At 67.8% G+C, this 20,369-nt stretch carries 19 protein-coding genes and 1 pseudogene; 10 read left to right on the top strand and 10 right to left on the bottom strand.

What is annotated here, in order from left to right; all coding sequences use genetic code 11:
* Positions 1 to 23 precede the first annotated feature (23 nt).
* Both QP609_RS02250 and cycA read right to left on the bottom strand, forming a co-directional pair.
* Complete coding sequence (locus QP609_RS02250; RefSeq protein WP_289213853.1) at positions 24 to 800, bottom strand: lytic transglycosylase domain-containing protein; 777 nt, start codon at positions 798 to 800, stop codon at positions 24 to 26.
* A 174-nt stretch (positions 801 to 974) separates the two neighbouring features.
* Positions 975 to 2,348, bottom strand: a complete 1,374-nt coding sequence (cycA, locus tag QP609_RS02245) for a D-serine/D-alanine/glycine transporter (RefSeq protein ID WP_197621775.1) — start codon at positions 2,346 to 2,348, stop codon at positions 975 to 977.
* Positions 2,349 to 2,578: 230 nt separating this feature from the next.
* Here cycA and QP609_RS02240 point away from each other — a divergent pair, with 230 nt between their 5' ends.
* Positions 2,579 to 4,195, top strand: a complete 1,617-nt coding sequence (locus tag QP609_RS02240; RefSeq protein WP_197621776.1) for an EAL domain-containing protein — start codon at positions 2,579 to 2,581, stop codon at positions 4,193 to 4,195.
* A gap of 218 nt (positions 4,196 to 4,413) precedes the next feature.
* Here QP609_RS02240 and QP609_RS02235 read toward each other — a convergent pair whose 3' ends face one another.
* Together QP609_RS02235 and QP609_RS02230 are read right to left on the bottom strand one after the other, a co-directional pair.
* Complete coding sequence (locus QP609_RS02235) at positions 4,414 to 5,598, bottom strand: MFS transporter (RefSeq protein ID WP_197621777.1); 1,185 nt, start codon at positions 5,596 to 5,598, stop codon at positions 4,414 to 4,416.
* Positions 5,595 to 6,773: a serine hydrolase domain-containing protein gene (locus tag QP609_RS02230; protein WP_014645764.1), complete on the bottom strand. Its 1,179-nt coding sequence runs from the start codon at positions 6,771 to 6,773 to the stop codon at positions 5,595 to 5,597. The genes QP609_RS02235 and QP609_RS02230 overlap by 4 nt, the downstream gene beginning before the upstream one ends.
* A gap of 231 nt (positions 6,774 to 7,004) precedes the next feature.
* Between QP609_RS02230 and QP609_RS02225 the strand changes: the two genes are divergently transcribed.
* Together QP609_RS02225 and QP609_RS02220 are read left to right on the top strand one after the other, a co-directional pair.
* Entirely contained in the window at positions 7,005 to 7,904 is a 900-nt protein-coding gene (locus QP609_RS02225) for a LysR family transcriptional regulator (RefSeq protein ID WP_014645763.1), read from the top strand.
* A gap of 210 nt (positions 7,905 to 8,114) precedes the next feature.
* Positions 8,115 to 9,722 carry an ATP-binding cassette domain-containing protein gene (locus tag QP609_RS02220; protein WP_197621778.1) on the top strand — a complete coding sequence of 536 codons (1,608 nt, stop codon included), beginning with the start codon at positions 8,115 to 8,117 and terminating at the stop codon, positions 9,720 to 9,722.
* Positions 9,723 to 9,908: 186 nt separating this feature from the next.
* Here the strand turns inward: QP609_RS02220 and QP609_RS02215 are convergent, their stop codons facing one another.
* Positions 9,909 to 11,234, bottom strand: a complete 1,326-nt coding sequence (locus QP609_RS02215) for a GTP-binding protein (protein WP_014645761.1) — start codon at positions 11,232 to 11,234, stop codon at positions 9,909 to 9,911.
* Between the two features lie 69 nt (positions 11,235 to 11,303).
* On the opposite strand from QP609_RS02215, the gene QP609_RS02210 reads away from it, so the two are divergent.
* A complete protein-coding gene (locus QP609_RS02210) occupies positions 11,304 to 11,675 on the top strand; it encodes a MerC domain-containing protein (protein WP_046428559.1) in 372 nt (123 codons plus the stop codon).
* A gap of 76 nt (positions 11,676 to 11,751) precedes the next feature.
* Here the strand turns inward: QP609_RS02210 and QP609_RS02205 are convergent, their stop codons facing one another.
* The gene (locus QP609_RS02205) at positions 11,752 to 12,036 is read right to left on the bottom strand and encodes a metal-sensing transcriptional repressor (RefSeq protein WP_197621779.1); all 285 of its coding nucleotides are present in this window, start codon (positions 12,034 to 12,036) and stop codon (positions 11,752 to 11,754) included.
* Between the two features lie 48 nt (positions 12,037 to 12,084).
* Here QP609_RS02205 and dmeF point away from each other — a divergent pair, with 48 nt between their 5' ends.
* Entirely contained in the window at positions 12,085 to 13,044 is a 960-nt protein-coding gene (gene dmeF, locus QP609_RS02200; protein ID WP_032961767.1) for a CDF family Co(II)/Ni(II) efflux transporter DmeF, read from the top strand.
* Positions 13,045 to 13,129: 85 nt separating this feature from the next.
* Here dmeF and QP609_RS02195 read toward each other — a convergent pair.
* Positions 13,130 to 13,413, bottom strand: a pseudogene (locus QP609_RS02195) (hypothetical protein).
* A gap of 90 nt (positions 13,414 to 13,503) precedes the next feature.
* Between QP609_RS02195 and QP609_RS02190 the strand changes: the two are divergent.
* Entirely contained in the window at positions 13,504 to 13,920 is a 417-nt protein-coding gene (locus tag QP609_RS02190) for a hypothetical protein (protein ID WP_075076834.1), read from the top strand.
* 143 nt (positions 13,921 to 14,063) lie between these two features.
* Positions 14,064 to 14,906: an MnmC family methyltransferase gene (locus QP609_RS02185; protein WP_262088281.1), complete on the top strand. Its 843-nt coding sequence runs from the start codon at positions 14,064 to 14,066 to the stop codon at positions 14,904 to 14,906.
* Between the two features lie 3 nt (positions 14,907 to 14,909).
* Here the strand turns inward: QP609_RS02185 and QP609_RS02180 are convergent, their stop codons facing one another.
* A complete protein-coding gene (locus tag QP609_RS02180) occupies positions 14,910 to 15,878 on the bottom strand; it encodes a polysaccharide deacetylase family protein (protein ID WP_197621255.1) in 969 nt (322 codons plus the stop codon).
* Between the two features lie 64 nt (positions 15,879 to 15,942).
* Positions 15,943 to 16,587: a hypothetical protein gene (locus QP609_RS02175; RefSeq protein ID WP_100449296.1), complete on the bottom strand. Its 645-nt coding sequence runs from the start codon at positions 16,585 to 16,587 to the stop codon at positions 15,943 to 15,945.
* A gap of 253 nt (positions 16,588 to 16,840) precedes the next feature.
* On the opposite strand from QP609_RS02175, the gene QP609_RS02170 reads away from it, so the two are divergent.
* Positions 16,841 to 18,103 carry a hypothetical protein gene (locus QP609_RS02170; RefSeq protein ID WP_197621256.1) on the top strand — a complete coding sequence of 421 codons (1,263 nt, stop codon included), beginning with the start codon at positions 16,841 to 16,843 and terminating at the stop codon, positions 18,101 to 18,103.
* A gap of 231 nt (positions 18,104 to 18,334) precedes the next feature.
* On the opposite strand, the gene QP609_RS02165 is transcribed toward QP609_RS02170, so the two are convergent.
* A complete protein-coding gene (locus tag QP609_RS02165; protein ID WP_197621257.1) occupies positions 18,335 to 19,147 on the bottom strand; it encodes an alpha/beta hydrolase in 813 nt (270 codons plus the stop codon).
* Between the two features lie 221 nt (positions 19,148 to 19,368).
* Between QP609_RS02165 and QP609_RS02160 the strand changes: the two genes are divergently transcribed.
* Both QP609_RS02160 and QP609_RS02155 read left to right on the top strand, forming a co-directional pair.
* Positions 19,369 to 19,848, top strand: a complete 480-nt coding sequence (locus tag QP609_RS02160) for a nuclear transport factor 2 family protein (protein WP_075076838.1) — start codon at positions 19,369 to 19,371, stop codon at positions 19,846 to 19,848.
* A 75-nt stretch (positions 19,849 to 19,923) separates the two neighbouring features.
* A complete protein-coding gene (locus QP609_RS02155; protein WP_197621258.1) occupies positions 19,924 to 20,340 on the top strand; it encodes an XVIPCD domain-containing protein in 417 nt (138 codons plus the stop codon).
* Positions 20,341 to 20,369 lie beyond the last annotated feature (29 nt).

Below are 20,369 nucleotides of genomic sequence, written 5' to 3'. Positions count from 1 at the left end.
CCACGTGCAGGCGGCACCGTCCGCTAGCGCGCCGGCACTTCGGTGCGGATGCCCATCGCTTCGCGGTAGCGTGCGTACAGCGCCATTACCTTGTCCACGTAGGCCAGGGTTTCGGCGTAGGGCGGCACGCCCTTGTAGCGGGTGACCGCACCGATGCCCGCGTTGTAGGCGGCCGCCGCCAACGGGCGGTCGCCGTTGTAGCGGCGCAGCAGCGCGCGCATGTAGCGCGCGCCACCCTCGATCGACTGCTGCGGCGAGAACGGATCGCTCACCCCGTATTCCTGCGCGGTTTCGGGCATCAGCTGCATCACGCCCTGTGCGCCCTTGCTGGATACCGCCAGCGCGTCGAAATTGCTTTCGGCGTGGGCGATGGCACGCAGCCAGGCATCATCGACGCCGGTGGCCCTGGACGCGGCCTTGAACTGCCTGGCGTGCTGCGCCAGCTGCGGCTTGCCGACCTTGCCCAGGCCTTCGTGCGCCGGCTCGCCTGGCGGCGTGGCCACGGTGAACTTCAGGAACACCCGCGAGCCGGGCAGGTTGCGCGTGGAGTAGACCAGCGCCCCGTCCTGTTCGCGCTCGTACAGCACGCCGCTGAACACGCCCATGTTGCCCCACAGGTTCGGGGTCTGGACGGCGTTGTCGTCGATCTCCTTCGGCGTGCACCGCGATCCCGGCTCCGGCGCGGTGGCCAGGCTGACGGTGTTGCCCTGCACGCAGCGGTAGACGGTGCGCGCGGCGGCCAGCCCGGGCCACAGGCTGGGCAGCAGCAACAGCGCGAGCAGGAGGGGGCGAGGGGACATGGCGGCCGGATGATCCGGCCGTGCCCGCTAATGTTGGGTGAATGGGGGCCGGCAGGGCGGCGTCCTGCACCCGTGGTAGTGCCGGCCGCTGGCCGGCAACCTCAACAGCAACAGCCGTTTTCCTGCCGGGGTCAGATCCCGTTGCTGGGCAACGGGATCTGACCCCACTTCGGATCACTTCGCGGTCTTCCGACGCACCCAATAGCCCACGCCCAGCAGCACGAACCACGCCGGGCTGGCGATCAGCGCCTGGCGGGTGTCGCCCTGCAGGCTCAGCAGCACCAGCACGGCGGCGAAGAACACCAGGCAGGCCCAGCACATCGCGACGCCGCCGGGCATCTTGAAGATCGATGCAGCATGGCGCTCCGGATAGCGACGGCGATAGGCCATGTAGGCCACCAGGATCAGCGACCAGACGAAGATGAACAGCACCGTCGCCAGTGTCGTCACCAGGGTGAAGGCGGTCACCAGGTTGGGAATCAGGTAGATCAGCAGCGTGCCGCCCAGCAGGCACAGGCACGAGAACAGCAGGCCACGGGCCGGCACTGCGGCGCGCGACAGTTTCGACAGCCCGCGCGGAGCGTGGCCCTCTTCGGCCAGGCCGTACAGCATGCGGCTGGTGGAGAAGATGCCGCTGTTGGCCGAGGACGTGGCCGAAGTCAGCACCACGAAGTTGATCAGGCTGGCGGCGGCGGGAATGCCGGCCAGCACGAACAGCTGCACGAACGGGCTCTTGTCCGGCACCACCTGGCGCCACGGGGTGACCGCCATGATCGCGATCAGCGCCAGCACGTAGAAGATGATGATGCGCACCGGGATCGAGTTGATCGCCTTGGGCAGGTTGCGCTCGGGCTCGGCGGTTTCGGCGGCGGTGGTGCCGACCAGCTCGATGCCGACGAAGGCGAACACCGCAATCTGGAAGCCGGCGAAGAAGCCGACCAGCCCCATCGGGAACATGCCACCGTCATTCCACAGGTTCGACAGCGACGCGGTGTGGCCGCTGGGTGAGGTGAAGCCCCACGCCACCAGCCCGGCGCCAGTGATGATCAGCGCGCAGATCGCCACGATCTTGATCAGCGCGAACCAGAATTCCATTTCGCCGAACAGCTTCACCGTCACCAGGTTCAATGCCAGCAGCAGCATCACGCAGGCCAGCGCCGGTTTCCAGGCTTCAAGCCCGGGGAACCAGAACTGCGCGTAGGCGGCAATGGCGATCACATCGGCGATGGCGGTGACGATCCAGCAGAACCAGTAGGTCCATCCACAGAAGAACCCGGCCCACGGGCCGAGCAGGTCGGTGGAGAAATCGATGAAGGATTTGTACTGCAGGTTGGACAGCAGCAGTTCGCCCATCGCGCGCATCACGAAGAACAGCATCGCGCCGATGATCAGGTAGACGAAGACGATGGAGGGGCCGGCCAGGCTGATGGTCTTGCCCGATCCCATGAACAGGCCGGTGCCGATGGCACCGCCGATGGCGATCAGTTGCAGGTGGCGGTTGGACAGGCTGCGGCGCAGGTGCTCGGGGGGCGTTGCGGGCTCGGTCATGGGCGCGGGCAAAAGGGGCGGGCGAAGCATTCGACGGTAGTCCTCCGCGGCGCCGAGCGCCAGCGCCAGACGGACCTATTGCGTCAAAGCGGGCCGCTTTCACCACAATGTGACCGAATACCGTATTGATCCCATTCCGCCCGGCCCGGCGCCATGCTCAGATAGCCGCACCTGCCCAAGGACCGGCCCACCATGCGCCCTGCCCCGCCCGCCCCGCTGGAGCCCCGGCCATGAGCCGGCTGCGCGTCATCATCGGCGGCACCGCCCTGGCCCTGCTGGCCGCTGCGCTGCCGATCGCGGTCATGGCCTACGCCACCTGGGACCGCGCGATCAGCGTCGAACAGCAGCGCCTGCGCGACATCGCCGATCGCACCCTGCGCCGCTCCGACCTGTCCTACCAGGAAGCGCTGGCGGCACTGAAATCGGCCGAGGCCGGCGCCTACATACCCTGCAGCCCCGAACACATCCGGCGCATGCAGACCCTGGTGATGACCACCCCATCGATCGACCAGATGGGCTACTTCGAAGGCGGCAAGCTGCGCTGCACCTCGTGGGGTCCGTTCCTGTCCGATGTGGATCAACCCACGCCGGACCACGTCACCAGCGATGGCGCAGGCATTGCAGTGGATGTGCGCCCGGAAATCAGCGGCCGCCGCCAGGTGCTGGCGGTCCTGTATGGGTCCTACGACGCACTGGTGGACCCGCGCCGCTTCGTCGATGTCATTGCCGACCCGAACGTGCGGCTGGCGCTGGCCAGCCCCGATGGACGCCTGCTGGCCAAACAGCCCGGCCTGGATCCGGACCTGCTGCAGGCACTGCTGCGCGACCCCGGCGAAGGCCTGGATCACGCCACGCTGTTCGCCACCGCGCGCAACGAGGAATGGCTGGCCATCGCCACCACGCCGCGCACCGCGCTGGCCGCCGCCTTCCGCCAGCAGGCATGGCTGTACGTGCCGGTCGGCCTGCTGCTGGCCGCCGCCGGGGCCGGCCTGGTGATCTGGCTGTCGCGGCGCCGCCTGTCGCTGCGCGGTGAGCTGGCCACCGCCATCCGCCGCCGCGAGCTGTACCTGCATTACCAGCCGATCATCGAACTGGACACCGGCATCTGCGTCGGTGCCGAGGCGCTGGTGCGCTGGCAACGCCCGGATGGCACCCAGGTGCGGCCGGACCTGTTCATTCCGCTGGCCGAAGAGGCCGGCATGATCGCCGACGTCACCGACCTGGTGATCGAGAACGTGGTGCGCGACATGCGCGAGCTGCTGGTGGCCGACCGCAGCGCGCACATCGCGATCAACCTCGCCGCCGAAGACATCAGCAGCGGCCGCGCCCTGAAGATGATTTCCCGGCACATGGCCGGCAGCGGCATCCTGCCGCAGCAGATCTGGATGGAGGCCACCGAACGTGGCTTCCTCGACCTGGACCGCGCGCGCACCATGCTTGCCGCCGCCCGCCGCGCCGGCCACAGCGTGGCGATCGACGATTTCGGCGTCGGCTTCTCCAGCCTGCAGTACCTGCAGCAGCTGCCACTGGATGCGCTGAAGATCGACAAGTCGTTCATCGATGCGATCGGCACCGAAAGCGCCACCAGCCCGGTCACGCCGCACATCATCGACATGGCCAAGGAGCTGGGCCTGTGGGTGGTGGCCGAGGGCGTGGAAACCGAAGCGCAGCTGGCCTACCTGCACAGCCGGCATGTGGAATTCGGCCAGGGCTGGCTGTTCTCGCGGCCGCTGCCGCGTGATGAGTTCGTCGCCTTCCACCACAAGCGGCAGCAGCAGTACGGCGCTGCACGCGAGCACATGCAGAACCCGCGCAGCGTGCCGATCGAGCGTGAAGGGATCGAGTAGGACGGCCAACGGCAGAGCCCCTGGTGGTGGGTCGCGTACAGCTATCCCGGCGTTGGCCGGGACGGTCTCTGACAGGGTCCGGCGGCGGCCCTACCACGGAATCAACAGAAGAAAGCAAACGCGGGTCGCTGCACTCGGTAGATCCACGCCATGCGTGGATGGCGCGGCCCACGGTAGTGCCGGCCGCTGGCCGGCACCGCGCCAGCATTGATCGGCGCTTACGCCCACGCCTTCGGCCGTGCCAGCAACCACGCGACGGTCACCGCCAGCAACAGCAGCGGCAACCATCCCAGCTGGCTCGGGCCGCTGGCCTGCAGCAGCACGCCGCCCGCCACGCCGCCGGCCGCAATGGCCAGGTTCCAGCCGGTCACCAGCATCGACTGCGCCAGGTCCGCAGCGGCCCCGGCGCGTCGTGCCAAGGCGGTCTGGAACAGGGTCGGCACCGCGCCGAACGCCACGCCCCACAGGATCGTCGCCAGCAGCAGCGTGCTGGCCACGCCGGGCCATACCAGCAAGGCCAGCACCGGTACGATGAAGCCGATCACCGCCGCCCACACCAGCGCACGCAGGTGGCGATCCACGCCCCAACCAGCAATCCCGATGCCGGCAATCGCCGCCACGCCGAAGGCGAGCAGCAGCCGGTCCAGCCACGGGCCGGCACCCGCCTCCACCGCCAACGGTTCGATGTAGGTGTAGAGCACGTTGTGCGCCAGCACGTACAGCACCATCACCAGCAGCGCGCTGCGCACGCCCGGCATGCGCCAGACCTTGGCCAGCGACGCACGTTGACCGGCACCGGCCGCAGGCAGCGCCGGCAGTGCCCAGCGCGCGTACGCCAGCAGGCCCACGCCCAGCACGCTCATCAACGCGAACGCCCAGCGCCAGCCGACCTGCTGGCCCAGCAACGTACCGGCCGGCACGCCCAGTGACAGCGCCAACGGCGACCCCACCATCGCCACCGCGATCGCGCGCCCCTGCAGCGACGGCACCACCATGCGTGCGGCATAGCCAGCCACCAGTGACCACAGCAGGCCACCGCTCACGCCGGCCAGGAAACGCGCAGCAAGGATCAGCGCATAGCTGCTGCTCAGCGCCGTCAACGTGTTGACCACCACGAAGCCGGCGATGGCCGCCAGCAACAGCGGACGCCGCGGCAGGCGCTGGGTCAACGCTGTCATCGGCAGTGCCGCCATCACCGAGCCCAGCGCATACACGCTCACCAGCTGGCCCACCGCCGCATCACTCACGCCCAGGCTGTCGCCCATCGGTCGCAGCACGCCGGCCGGCAGGGTCTCGGTCAACAGGGTGATGAAGCCGCCGCCGGCCAGCGCCAGCAGGCCCGCCCACGGCAAGCGCGTGGCCTCACCGGCCGGGCTGGCCGCATCGATGGCGTGGCCGCTCATCGCGCAGCCTCCAGGTCCGCATAGACCGCATCGCGCAGGTCATCGACGAAGGCACCATCCATGCCTTCGTACAGGGTGTTGGTCAGCGCCACCACGCTCAGCCCACGCGCCGGATCAACAAACCAGCTGTGCCCATAAGCGCCGCCCCAGCGCCAGGTGCCTTCGCGCTGCGGCGTGCCGCTGGCAGCGGCCTCGCGCAGTACTGCAAAGCCCAGCCCGAAGCCCCAGCCGGCCGGTTCCGGCGGCCCGAATTCGCCCACCTGCGGGCTGACCATCTCTGCCGCCAGCGCGGGCGGCAGCAGGCCGGAGCGCTGCACGTCACGCAGCGCCTCCAGCACCGACATCACGTCATCGGCAGTACCCACCAGGCCGGCGCCGGCCGAAGCGAAACGGCGGGCATCGAGGGCACGCGCAAGGCTGTACTCGATGCCCACCGTTCCCTCGAACGGCGCGACCACCTCCCCTTCCTGCAGGCGATGCGGCTGCGGCGTGCCGCTCACATAGGGCGTGGCCAGCCGTGCGGCATCGCGTGTGGCGAACGCGGTATCGCGCAGGCCCAGGGGGGCAGCCAGCAAACGCTGGAACAGCACCTGCAGCGTTTCACCGGTCGCCGCTTCGGCCACTGCACCGGCCACGTCCACGCCCAACGAGTACAGCCATTGGCTGCCCGGTTCGAACAGCAGCGGCGCCTGTGCGATACGGCGCACGTTCTCGGCCAGGGACACCGGGCTGGCGTCCATGCCATCGCTGACGCCGGCCCGGGCGTACGGTCCGTGCGCATCGGCTTCCAGGAAACGGTAGCCCAGCCCGCTGCTGTGGCTGAGCAGCTGGCGCAGGCTGATCGGCGGCCGGCGGCCATCGGCCAGCGCCGGCCGGAAATCCGGCAGCCAGCGCTGCACCGGCGCATCGAGGTCGAGCACGCCCTCGGCCACCAGGCGCAGGATCACCGTGCTCAACAGCGGCTTGCTGACCGATGCCAGCCGGAACAGCTGGTCGCGCTGCATCGGCAGGGCCGACTCGCGATCGGCCTGCCCGGTCGCGCTGGCATGGCGCAGCACGCCGTGCTCGCACACCAGCACCACCGCACCGACCAGGCGCGTCGGGTGGACCTGCTGCAGCAGCCGCTGCACCGAAGGCAGCATCGGTGCAGGTTCGAGGGAAAGAGCGGCATTCATCGCGGTGATCCGTGGGGAGAGGCCCGCCACGTTAGGCAGCACGGCGCGGTGCAAAAAGCCGGTTGCGGCTCCGGGCATCATGGACCGTGGAGTCCGCAATCGGCATGATGGCCGGAACTGCAAGGCCGCAACAGCAGGCGCCCCCCACCCTGCACCACAGTGTTGCGGTAGCGGCGCCGCCCGCCGTGATCACGCCGCCCCTACCCTGCCGCTTTCATTGCCCCTACGCCGATGTCAGTCCTGGACAATCTCGCCAACCTGCAGACTTTCGTGCACGCCGCCGACACGCGCAGCTTCGTCGAGACCGGGCGCCTGCAGGGCATCTCCGCATCTGCCGCCGGCAAGTGCGTTGCCCGGCTGGAGCATGCACTGGGCGTGCGCCTGTTCCACCGCAGCACGCGCAGCATCACGCTCACCGCCGAGGGCCAGCTGTTCCTGGCGCGCTGCCGGCGCATCCTCGACGAGCGCGATGCCGCACGCACCGAGCTGGCACAACCGCACGCCACGCCCAGCGGCACGCTGCGCATCAGCCTGCCGCTGGTCGGCGATCTCACCCTGCCGTTGATGGCCGAGTTCATGGCGGCGTATCCGGACATCCGCCTCGACCTGGATTTCAGCGACCGCCTGGTCGATGTCATCGAGGAAGGCTTCGATGCGGTGCTGCGCGTCGGTGAACCCAGCGACTCGCGGATGAACGCACGCCGGCTGGGGGTGTTCCCGCGCCGTGTAATCGCCTCGCCGGGCTACCTGCAGCGCCGCGGGGTTCCGCGCACGCCGGCGGAACTGATGCAGCACACGCTGCTGCACTATCGCTTCCCCAGCACCGGCAAGCTGGAGCCGTGGCCGATCCACTGGCCCGATGACGAAGCACCGCAGGAACTTCCGGTGCACATGGTGGCCAACACCATCGAAGCGCGGGTGGCGCTGGCACTGCGTGATGTCGGCCTGGCCTTCGTGCCGGTGCACTCGGTGCGCGATGCGCTGGCCGACGGCCGCCTGGTCACCGTGCTGGAGGATCATGTGCACTCCTGCGGCACCTTCCACCTGCTGTGGCCTTCGGGCCGACACGTACTGCCGAAGCTGCGGGTGTTCATCGACTTCGTCGGCGCCCGCCTGGGTACCGTGCCGTAGATCCACGCCATGCGTGGTGCTTAAGGTCAGCCGAGCATGGCTCGGCTCTACCGCTGCACGCAGCCATTCAGCCAGTCCCGCTATACTGGCCCCTCATTCCTCCAAGAGGCTCGCGACCAATGCGCCATTGATGCCGCCGTCTTCCGATCAGACGGCCTGACTCTTCCCGCCCCTGCGCGCAGGGGAGAACCCGGCATCCATGGAGGTCGCATGACCCCGCATTCCCTCACGCTCGATCGCGTGTCGTATCGACTGGCCGACGGCCGCCCGCTGTTTTCCGATCTGACGTTTTCCTTCGATCCGGTCGCCACCGGCCTGGTCGGTGCGAATGGCGCTGGCAAGAGCGTGCTCGCACGCCTGCTCGCCGGCCGGGTGCAGCCAGAGAACGGGCAGGTACGCGGCAGCGGCCGCGTGTTCCTGTTGCCGACGCCCGGCTATCCACCCGCTGGCACGGTCGGTGAACTGGCCGGCGTTGGCGCTGAACTGGCCGCACTGCAACGCATCGAAGCCGGCAGCGTGGACGAGGCCGACTTCGCCTGCGTCGGCGACCGTTGGGACCTGCGCGAGCGCCTGCAGCAGCAATGGCAGGCGCTACGGCTGCCCGACGACCTCGATCCCGCCCAACCCGCCGCGCGCCTCAGCGGTGGCCAGGCCATGCAGGTGGCGCTGTCCGGCGCCTGGGCCAGCGGCGCTGATTGGCTGATCCTGGACGAACCCAGCAACCACCTCGATGCCCGCCATCGCCAGCAGTTGTACGAACGGTTGCAGCAGTGGCGCGGCGGCCTGCTGGTGATCAGCCATGATCGCGAACTGCTGGCGCACATGCAGCAGATCGTCGAGCTCGACGCGCGCGGGCTGCGTCGCTATGGCGGGCCGTGGCAGCACTACGCCGACGCGCGTGCCGCCGAACGCGAAGCGGCCGCGGCACAGCTCGACCACGCCCGCGCCCAGCACCGGCAGCAGCAGCGCAGTGCGCGCGAACAGCACGAACGCCAGCAGCAACGCCAGGCACGTGGCAATCGCGATGCAAAGCAGGCCAACCAGGCGCCGATCCTGCTCGGCCGACAGAAACAACGTGCAGAGGCCAGCCACGGCCGCGCACAGCAGGTACAGGCCGAGCGCCTGCAGGCCAGCGCAGACCAGCTGCGCGCTGCGGCCTCGGCGGTTCACGCCACACCGGAGCTCGCACTGTTTGCCGGTGAGGGGGAACGCGGCAGCGCACGCCTGCTGCAGGCCGAGTCGCTGGTGCTGCCGCATGGCTGCCGCGCGCCGTTGCAGCTGGACATCCGCCGCGGCCAGCGCATCGCCGTGGTTGGTGACAACGGCAGTGGCAAGTCCACGCTGTTGCGCGTGTTGGCCGGCCAGTTGCCTGCACGCAGTGGCAACGTACAACGGCATGCACCACTGGCGCTGCTCGACCAGCAGCTGCTGGGGCTCTCCGGCGAACGCAGCATTCTCGACACCGTGCAGGCTGCCAACCCGGCGGCCGATACCGGTGAACTGCGCACACGGCTGGCCCTGCTCGGGCTGGACGCGCAGCGCATCCAGCATGCAGCCCATCACCTCAGCGATGGCGAACGGGTGAAAGGCGCGCTGGCCAGCGTGCTGTATGCCGATCCCGCACCGCAGATGCTGCTGCTGGACGAGCCCGGCAATGCGCTGGATCTGGGTGCCCTGCAGGCGTTGGAAGAACTGCTGGTGGCATGGCCGGGCGCGCTGGTGATGGTCAGCCACGACCGGCACCTGCTGCAGGCATTGCGACCGACGCAGGTGTTGCAGGTGAGCACCGGGGGTTGGCAGTGGCGTGACGCCTTGTAGATCCACGCCATGCCTGGATCTCCTGCAGCAGCCGAGCATGGGCTCGGCTCTACAGGATTGGCCGCGACGGATCACATTGTAGAGTCGAGCCATGCTCGACTCCGCCATGCATCCATCCACGCATGGCATATCGACCAGGGGTAGTGCCGGCCGCTGGCCGGCAACCCATCGATCCTCAGTGCACCGTCACCGCTTCCACACCGGGAACGCCTGCGGCAACTGATGCCACAGCAGCGGGCCCGCACGCAGCTCCTGGTCGTTGAGCAGGCAGGCATCCAGTTCCGCACGTACCGCACGCTCATCCATGTGCACGCCGATCACCACCAGCTCCTGGCGGCGATCCCCCCACAACGGGTGCCACAGGCGTTGCATCGCCGAGTGCGCGGCCGCATCCGGGAAGTCTTCCGGCCCCGGCAACGGTGCGCTCCAGCAATCGGCCTGCTGCCGCGCCCAGCCCAGGTCGCTGTACGGCAGCGGCGTGGGCGGCAGCAACGGCGGCGTGTCCTCCAGCCCGGCACGCACGCGATCGCGAGCGGCGTACCAGAACCCCGCCGCCTGCGTCCGCGTCGCGGCACCTACGGTGTTCAGCTCGCCCACCCAGTCCATGCGGTTGGCCAGCCAGAACCAGCCCTTGCTGCGGATCACGCCCGGCATGCCCGACTGCAACGCGCGGGCGAAACGCGCGGGATGGAACGGTCGCCGCGAGCGGTAGACGAAACTGGCGATGCCGTACTCCTCGGTTTCCGGCGTGTGCTCGCCACGCAGCTCCTTTACCCAGCCCGGCGCACGTTGCGCACGCTCGAAGTCGAAGCGACCGGTGTCCAGCAGCTCGGCCAGCGGCACGTCACCGAAGCTGGACAGCAGCAGTTTCGCGTCGCGGTTCAGGCCACGCAGCACGGCCAGCGTGTCCTGCAGCACTTCGTCATCGGTCTGATCGACCTTGCTGACCACGATCACGTCGGCGAACTCGACCTGTTCGCACAGCAGGTCGACCACGCCGCGATCGTCATCCGGCCCAGCCTGCTGGCCACGCTCGGCCAGGCGCAGCGTCGAGCCGAAGTCGGCGAGGAACGCGCTGCCATCCACCACCGTCACCATCGTGTCCAGGCGCGCGATGTCACTCAGGCTGAAGCCCTGCTCGTCGCGCACCGCGAAGGTGGCCGCCACCGGCATCGGCTCACCGATGCCCGTCGACTCGATCAGCAGATAGTCATAGCGCCCCGCATCGGCCAGGCGCCGCACTTCCTGCAGCAGGTCATCGCGCAGCGTGCAGCAGATGCAGCCATTGCTGAACTCCACCAGCGTCTCTTCGGTGCGGCGCAGTTCGGCGCCGCCCTCGCGTACCAGCTGCGCATCGATGTTGACCTCGCTCATGTCGTTGACGATGACCGCCACACGCAGGCCCTCGCGGTTGCGCAGGATCTGGTTGAGCAGGGTGGTCTTGCCGGCCCCGAGGAAGCCGGACAGCACGGTGACAGGAAGGCGACGGTCGGCGCGGGAAACAGTGTTCATGTCGGAGCGGGTTGGCTGCGGAACGGAAATGTTACTGTATAACAATTGCTGTGCAAGGAACCTCCCCCCATGAAGTCGCCTTCTGCCGCCCTGCTTGATGCCAGCGCGGTCGCCCTGTCCAGCCTGTGCCTGCTGCACTGCCTGGCGCTGCCCCTGCTTGCCGCCGCGCTGCCGCTGTTCGGCACGTGGGCCGAAGCGGAATGGGTGCATCTGCTGTTCGTGGCCATCGCCTTGCCGCTGACCGGCTACGCGCTGTGGCGGGCAGAACGCCGTCACCCGCTGCCCGTGCTGGCCTGGGCCACCGCCGGCGCCGGGCTCGGCCTGCTGCTGGCCGGCGCGTTGGCGCTGCCCTCGCACGACTGGGAAACACCGATGACGGTCACCGGCAGCCTGCTGCTGGCCGCCACGCATATCTGGAACGCGCGACACCGCCACGGGTAGTGCCGGCCGCTGGCCGGCAACCTCATGAACGGGGAAGACAACCTGCAGTCGCCGGCCAGTGGCCGGCACTACCTGGTCATTTGCCGTAGCGGCGCAGCAGCTCGACCAGCACCTGGGCCTCGGCCGCCCGCTGCTGCGGGTCTTCGGCGCCCACCACGTGTTCCTGCAGGTGCTCGTGCAGCAGCTCCATCAGCAGGCTGTGGGCGGCACCGCGCACGGCGGCAACCTGCACCAGCACGTCCGCACAGTCGCTGGCCTCACCCTCCGGCCTGTCCAGCGCCTGCTCCAACGCCGCCACCTGGCCGCCGATGCGGCGCACCCGGGTCAGCAACTGCTTTCGATGCTTGTGTACATGAGCCATGCCGGGATCATATACCCTATGGGGGTATCCACTCCACCGCTGGCCCCCATGCACCTGGACGCCCTCGCCGCCGCCCGTCGCCACGAACACCGCTTCGACGACGGCAACCCGCTGGCCGAACGCAATACCCGCCGCGCCCTGTGGCTCACCGTCAGCATGATGGTCGTGGAGATCGTCGGCGGCTGGTGGTTCAACTCCATGGCCGTGCTCGCCGACGGCTGGCACATGAGTTCGCATGCGCTGGCGCTCGGGCTCTCGGTGTTTGCGTACCGCTGCGCACGCCGCTACGCGCACGACCCGCGCTTCGCCTTCGGCACCTGGAAGATCGAGATCCTGGCCGGCTATACCAGCGCCATCGCCCTGCTCGGCGTGGCCGCGCTGATGGCCGTGCAGTCGCTGGAGCGGCTGTGGGTACCAGCACCGATCCACTACAACGAAGCCATCGCCATCGCGGCGGTCGGGCTGGGCGTGAACCTGCTGTGTGCCTGGTGGCTGCACGACAGCCCGGGCCACGCGCATCATCACCACGGCCATGACCACGGGCATGGCCACGAACACCACGACCACGGCCATGCGCACGGTCACGACCTCAACCTGCGCTCGGCCTACGTCCACGTGCTGGCCGACGCCGCCACCTCGGTGCTGGCCATCGTCGCCCTGCTCGGCGGCAAGCTGCTTGGCCTCACCTGGCTGGACCCGGTGATGGGCCTGGTCGGCGCCGTACTGGTCACGGTGTGGGCGGTCGGCCTGCTGCGCGACAGCGGCCGCATCCTGCTCGACGCGCAGATGGACGCGCCGGTGGTGGCCGAAGTACGCGAGGTGATCGAACAGGGCCCGTGGCCGGCACGCCTGGCCGACCTGCACGTCTGGCAGGTCGGTCGCGGCAAGTACGCGGTCAGCGCCAGCGTGGTCACCAGTGACGCCACGCTGGATGCCGATACCGTGCGCAACGCCCTGGCGATCCACGAAGAACTGGTGCATGTAACGGTGGAGATCCACCGCAGCTGATTTTGTCCGACTGCCGTCGCACTTGTAGAGCCGAGCCATGCTCGGCTGCCGCAGGCCATCAGCCGAGCATGGCTCGGCTCTACAGTCAGAGCTTCAGCATCATCCGCAGCAGGTACATCAGCAGCGGCAGCGCGCTCAGCACCGCACCGCTGATGCCGATCCATGGCCAGCGCTCGCCACGCACGCGCGCGGCCACTGCCAGGCCGCCGCCCACCAAGGCCGCGCCCAGCACGCCCACGCCCAGCCCAGCGGCCATGCCATTGCCACCGGCAGCGACTGCCGCCTGCGCCGCCACGGTGCCTGCCCCCACCCCACAGCAATCCCCAGCCAACTGGCCACGCCGCACCACGGTGCCTTGCCCTGCGCCATCCGAAAACCCCTGTGTCCTTGCCGAATTTCTGTACGGGCCACGCCCGCGTGCTGCCTACACTAGCCGCACCTGCCCTGTAGGGACATCCCATGCGCACGCTCCGCCTGCTGCTGCCCGGTGCCCTCCTGCTGCTCACTGCCTGCGGCGACGATGCGCGGCTTCCCTTCTCCGCCGACCCATTGCAGGGCTGCTTCGCCACCGGCGCGCGCAAGCCCGCCGACTTCCGCATCGACAAGGAAGGCGGCCAGTACTTCGTTTCCTTCAGCCGTGGCGAGCAGTGGCAGCGCGAACCGAACGCCCTGCACAAGGCCACGTCCAGCGAGATCAGCCGCTACTTCCGCGACGACGCCGACCAGATCGACAATGCCCTGATCCGCATGTCCGGCGGCTTCGGCATCTTCCACTTCAACAAGGGCGCGACGCTGAAGGGCAAGGCCAGCGACAGCGACTACATGGCGCTGATGCTGATCGGGGCTGGGCCGGTGTATGCGGTGAAGTGCGATTGAACTGTAGAGCCGAGCCCACGCTCGGCTACGTTTGCAGTAGATCCACGCCATGCGTGGATGCAGGCATGGTGGAGCCTAGGGCGGGCTCGGCTCTACAACAGCTGCGGTACCATGCCCTCCCCCGAACCGCCCCGGTACCCGCCGTGCCCCATTACACCGGCCCCCTGCTGACCCGCGACAGCGCCGATACCCTGCGCCGTGCCCATGAAAAAGGCGCCGCCGACTGGCAGGGCTCGCTCGACCTCGGGCGCAGCCAGGACAGCGTGGTGCTCGATGCGGACGGCTTCCACTTCCGGGGCCAGCCCTATCCCTGGCCGGGCAAGCTGAAGGACCGCACGCTGTACTACTGGGATGGCGAGGACTTCGCGCCGATCTCGCGCTACAGCGGCTCGCTGATCAAGCTGGTGCCGACCGAATGGGGCGCACCGACCTTCGAGATCGACGGCATCAAGATGCTGCCGACCTCGAAGCTGTCGCCGTTCGAGGATGCACGCCGCAAGGTGGAGCTGGTCGCCCCGGCCGGCAAGGTCATCCTCGATACCTGCGGTGGCCTCGGCTACTTCGCCGCCTGTGCGCTGGAAGCCGGTGTCGGCCAGATCCGCTCGTTCGAGAAGAACACCGATGTGATGTGGCTGCGCACGCTCAACCCGTGGTCGCCGGATCCGGACTCGGCTGCCGCCGGTGGCCGCCTGCAGTTCAGCCACGGTGACGTCTCGCAGCAGATCGAACAGGTGGCCAGCACCAGTGTCGACGCGATCCTGCACGACCCGCCGCGCTTCGGCATCGCCGGCGAGCTGTACTCACAGGTGTTCTACGACCACCTCGCCCGCGTGATCCGCAAGGGCGGCCGCCTGTTCCACTACACAGGTGCGCCGAACAAGCTGACCAGCGGCCGCGACGTGCCGCGTGAAGTGGCCAAGCGCCTGGAAAAGGCCGGTTTCAAGGCCGAACTGGCGCTGGACGGCGTGCTGGCCGTCAAGCGCTGAGCCTTACTCCGAATCGACCTTGGCCAGCTTCATCACCCACGCCGGCACCTCGGGCTCGCCGGCGTAGAAGTCCTTCGGCTTGTTCTCCGCCATCGCCCAGCGGTGCAGCCAGCTCGGGCCATAGCGGCCGTTGTAGCCCTCGGCACCCCGCGCATACGCGGGGTCACGCATCGCCTCGTCCAGCGAAATGAAGCGATAGCCGCGTCGCTTTGTGGCCGCCACCAGTTCGGCGAAGGTGGCCGCGTTGAGCTCATTGGCGTGCATCAGCCACACCTGCGGCAGCGCGTACCCCAGCAGCGCCTGCGACTGTTTCTCGTAATAGTCCAGCTTGTTCAGCATGTACGGCACGTAGCCCTTGCGCAGCTGCGCCAGCGTCGCCGCTCGCGCGGGCGAGTCCGCCTGCTCGTTCATCACGTTGGCATAAGCGAACGCCCACACCCACTCACCGTTGTCCACCGTCACCGGTGCCACGCGGTAGCCATGCTGCTTGAAGAACGCATCCATCTGCACGCGCTCATCCGCGGTGCGCCCGGCACGCAGGTAAGGGTGGCGCATCCACTGCGGCACCTGCCCCTTCTCGGCCAGCAGCGGCCGCAGCACCGTCTCGCCGCGCAGGAAGTCCTGCTGGAACGCCGCCAGGCCCTTCGCATTCAGATCCATGTGCGAGTAGGTGTGGTTGCCCAGCACATAGCCCGCATCACGCCAGTCGCGCAGCATCTGCACCCGCGCCGGCTGCACCTGTCCCTCCACCTCAAGCTTGTTCTCGTTGACGAAGCCGACCACCGGCACGCCCGCCTGGTGCAGCTGGGCCATCAACGCCTCATGCCGTTCCTGCAGGTCCGGCGGCACGATCTGGTCAAGCCGTGCCCATGGCAGGTCATCGATGGTCACCGCGATACGGCGGTCCACCTCGGCGGCATGCACCGCCAGCGAACACAGCAACAACGGCAACGCACGCAGCAACAAGCGCATCGGGTCTTCCCTGGAGTGGCGAGGCGTCGACTGTAGCGCGATTGCCGCGCGCCGCCGAGCGTGCTCAGCCCGCCCGGGCCCGCGCGATCGCACGCCACAGGGCAACGCCGCCGGCCATCGCGGCCAACAACAGCACCGTCAACACCAGCGCCAGATCATCCGGATTACGCAGCAGTGGCGCGTTCACCCGCGTCAGGATGTGGAACACCACGCGCTGCGCCTGCTCCAGCGGTACATCGCCCTCCGACACAAGCTCCACCAGGCACGCCGTGGGTGACAGCCGCGCCACATTGCTCCACGCATTCTCGTACAGGTGCAGCACCCATCCGGCCAAAGCCAGTGCGCCACCGTGGAGCACCATAAGCGCCACGTTCGCCGTGCGCAGCCGATCGCGCAGCCACAGCGCACGGCTTGCGCATACCGCCATGGCCCCCAGCAAGGCCAGCACCAGGCCTACCCATGGAATCCAGCCCAGGGGTTGCCAGTCATCCAGTGCGCCCGCACGCGCCATCACCTGTTCGGCAACCTGCAATCGCGCCTGCGCGTCCGGGCCCCCACAGGCCACCGTCACCGGCTCCAGCAACAGCTCCACGCGGTAATGGAAGAAGCCGGCAGCCAGCACCACAGACAGCAGCGCGACCCACTGGAGCATCAACAGGATCGGCCCCTGCCCACAGATGCGGCGGATTCGGGAAGTGGCGGCGCTCATCGGTTCATCCATGACAGCAAAGAGCCATCCTAACCAAGCGCTTCGCACGTGTCGGCTGGCGGATGCGACAACGATGCCCATCGCAGCGTAGCAGCGCCGACCGTAAGCGATGCTACGGAGGGCGCGGAACGCTTCTTCATGGACGATGCCATGACCCTTCCGCTAAAGATGCCCTGCTTTGGGCCGATGTTTCGGTGGAGCTGCAAGCGCGGCAGCAGGTACCCACGGCATCAATACCGAAAAGGACTTCCCGATGAGCACGTCGGAATCACCCGCAAAGACCATTGGATTCATACTCAAGCTCATCAGGAAGCACGGCTGGGTCGTAGGCATAGGCAGCCTTTTGCTTCTCATCCTTCAGTTCGTGAGAATGAACTATGTGCCGCAACTAGCGATTACCGACCTCGGTGTCGTCGGTGCCTCCATGCTGGCCGTCAGCGTGATCGGTGCGGTTTATTTCTTGGTCCCGCTATTCCTCCCGGGCTATGCATTCCATCTGCTGAGCGAGGCCAGGGTCATCCGCAGACCTCAGCGTCCCGAGCTCCGGCGTCAGTACGCAACACGCCGGATAGCCGTAATGAGCGAGTGCGGTTGCTGCGGCTCGTCACTACCAGTTCAGTCGCTGACTAAACGCAGGAGGTACGTCTGGGCGCTCTCGCTGCTGGCCATCTGTGCAGGCTTCCTGCTCGCGTTCCTGACCCACGCAGTGCTTCTGTTCGGCCTGTCGGACCATCTGGTATTCGAACTTGTCTACGTCGTGGTCGCGCTGGTGCTGGCGGCGGTTCTGCTGGCAAGTGCCCAGACCCTAAAGGGGCGACGCTTCCTCAGCCACTGCGGGCTCTCATGGACAATGATTCTCACCATTGCCGCGTGGTCCATCTACGCGGTCGTGATTCCGACCGCAACGTTGCTCTACGAATTTCTGGCTCCGCCGGAGGCGCAGATCAAGCCACTGGGCATTTCAGCACTGCTTCTGCTGGTGCCCATCATCAACTGGGTGATCTATCAGTCAGGCCGAAAGAAGACGTGGAACCGCGTCGGAGGCCTCACCGTAGTCGCTATCAGCCTGCTCTTGGGGCTGGGTGCCTTCAACCATATCGCCGATCTCAGCTTTGCCGCACTCAAGCTGGGCCGCATGGAAGGCCAAACCGTCATCCTCTCCGCCAGAGGATGCGGCGTCCTCCGGGAGGCCGGCATCATCGACCAATGCCGGGTCACGACGTACGACAACGGCCTTTACAGCGCAGGGCCGGTAAGTGTGATCTCAAGGATTGGCGCGGAGGTCCTGATTGGCTGTCGGATCGCCGATACGCCGACGGAGATGCGCAGCGTCCCCATCCGCCGGGAGGATTTTGCTGGCTTCCGGCCTGCGGCATGGAGTGGCAGCTCCCAGCGGCGATCGGCACTTCCCCGAGTTGCAACTCGTGCTTGCTCGGCAGCAGTCGCTACGCCGGAAGAGGCTAGCGACTCAAGTCAGCACCCACTGACGGCAGATAAAGCACAGACTCAAAGTTAATATAGAACTGAAATAGGCCTGTCGCCGGGCCATGCTCGGCGACAACGCTCACGACCCACGCGGCAGCTTCGCCGCCCACATGTTGTCGACCAGGTTGGGATAGCGCCGCCCGTTCTCCTCAGCACGTTGCCGTGCCGCCGCCTTCTGCGCATCCGATAGCGGTTGCGACGTCTGGCCCTTGGGGTTGGGCTTCTTCCATGGGGGGGTTCTGGTCTGGCGCATGGCCGCAGCTTAGCGCTTCAGGAAGTTCAGCAGGGCCAGATTGAAGCGGTCGGCGTGGCTGGTGTTGCAGCCATGTGGCGCGCCTTCCAGGATCACCACTTCGCTGCCTTTGATGGCCTTGTGGGTACGCTGGCCGGAGCCCTCGAACGGCACGATGGCATCGCTATCACCGTGCAGGATCAGCGTCGGCACCGTGATCTTTTTCAGGTCATCCCGAAAATCAGTGGAGGCAAACGCGTGCATGCAGCCCAGTGCCGCCGTCTGGTCGGATTGATGGCACAGCGCGATCGCCGCTTGGCGCGTTTCTTCGGTCACCATCAACTGGCCATTGGCGCTGAAGAAGTCGCGGGTGAAGCCGTCGAAGAACGCCTCGCGATCCTTCTCCAATCCGCTGCGCATTTCATCGGCCTTGTCCTGGGTCAGCGGCCCCTCCGGGTTGTCGTCACTGCGCAGCAGGAACGGCGGCACCGCCGCAGCGAACACCACACTGTGCAGGCGATCCTGGCCGTGGTTGGCCACGTAGCGCGCTACCTCGCCACCGCCCATCGAGAAACCGACCAGGGTGACATCGCGCAGGTCACGTTCCTCGATCAACCCCGCCAGGTCCGCCGTCAGGGTGTCGTAGTCATAGCCCTCGCCCGGTTTGTCAGAGCGGCCGAAACCGCGCCGGTCGTAGCTGATCACGCGGTGCTGTGCATCGCGCAGGATCGCCACCTGGGTCTTCCAGGCGTCGGTAGACAGCGGCCAGCCATGGATCAGGATCACCGGGCGGCCGTCGCCACCGGTATCTTCAACATGCAGGCGGATGCGGGAAGCAGGCATGGACGCTCCTGTGGAAGGGGAGGAGTGCAGGCTAGCGGCAGCGCCCTGTGGCAGCCGTGAGGGAATCACGCCCGCCCGTGACATCGCCTGCACATGTCGCAACGCGAAGCCGCACCGGCATTTGCGGCCTTCGCACCCCGCCTTCCCGGTTTCGTCGCAGTGCCGTACCGCCGTGGTCACCGGCATGCCAGCCTGCGCAGACCATCCCCGGGAGTCTTGCCATGCTGCTGCTCACCCTGCCCTTGCTGGCCGCCGGCCTCGCCGCCGCACCGTCGCCCGTCGATGACCTGCGCGAACAGATCCGCCAGGCCGATACCCAGCTCTTTGCTGTCGCCTTCGAGGCCTGCGATGCCGACAAGGCCGCCGCGATGACCACCGAAGACATGGAGTTCTTCCATGACAAGGACGGCAAGTCGGCCAGCAACCGCGAGGATTTCCGCCGCAGCGTAGCCAACCTGTGCGACAACGCGCGCAAGGACGGCTGGCGCCTGCGGCGCGAGCTGGTGGACTCCTCGCTGCAGGTATTCCCGCTGCACGACGAGCGGGCGCTGGAAATCGGCGACCACCGCTTCCACGAGCGCGGCAAGGACGGCGTGGAGCACTGGGTCGGCCAGGCCCGTTTCATCCAGGTCTGGCGCCGCGTGGACGGGCACTGGCTGGCCGAACGGGTGATCAGCTATGACCACCGGCCGGCGGACTGACCTCTCCGGCGCCCTTCACCGGCCGGATCTATACTGGCGGGGTTGACCCCGACCCACCGCTACCGTTCGATCGCCATGGCAGAACTCACCCCCAACCACCCCGACTACGGCCTCAACCAGCAGGTCCGCCAGGGCGTGGCCGCACTGGACGCCCAGCATGGACGTCCGTTCGACCAGACCAGCGAACGCCTGACCGCCAGCCTGACTGTGCTGGCCCGCGAGCAGGGCCTGCAGCAGGTCGACCACGTGCTGGTCAGCAACGCCACGGCCCAGCACCCGGCCGGGCACAACGTCTTCGTGGTACAGGGCGACCCGGCCAATCCGGCGCACCTGCGCGCGATGATGCCGACGGCCGTGGCGGTACAGACGCCGGTGGAGCAGTCGATGCAGAAGTTGGGGCTGGCCCCGCAGCAGCCGGCCGTGGGGTTAGTGCCCGAACAGCAGGCCCGTGAGCAGGAGCAGCAGCAGAACCCGGCACACCGTCTGGGCTGAGCCGCCTCCAGCGTTGTTGGCGGAGCGGC

It is taken from the genome of Stenotrophomonas sp. 8(2023), assembly GCF_030345295.1.
GTDB classification, from domain to species: Bacteria; Pseudomonadota; Gammaproteobacteria; order Xanthomonadales; family Xanthomonadaceae; genus Stenotrophomonas; species Stenotrophomonas muris.
Note: the sequence above shows the minus strand (reverse complement) of the source record. Positions and strands in the feature narration are given on the sequence as shown.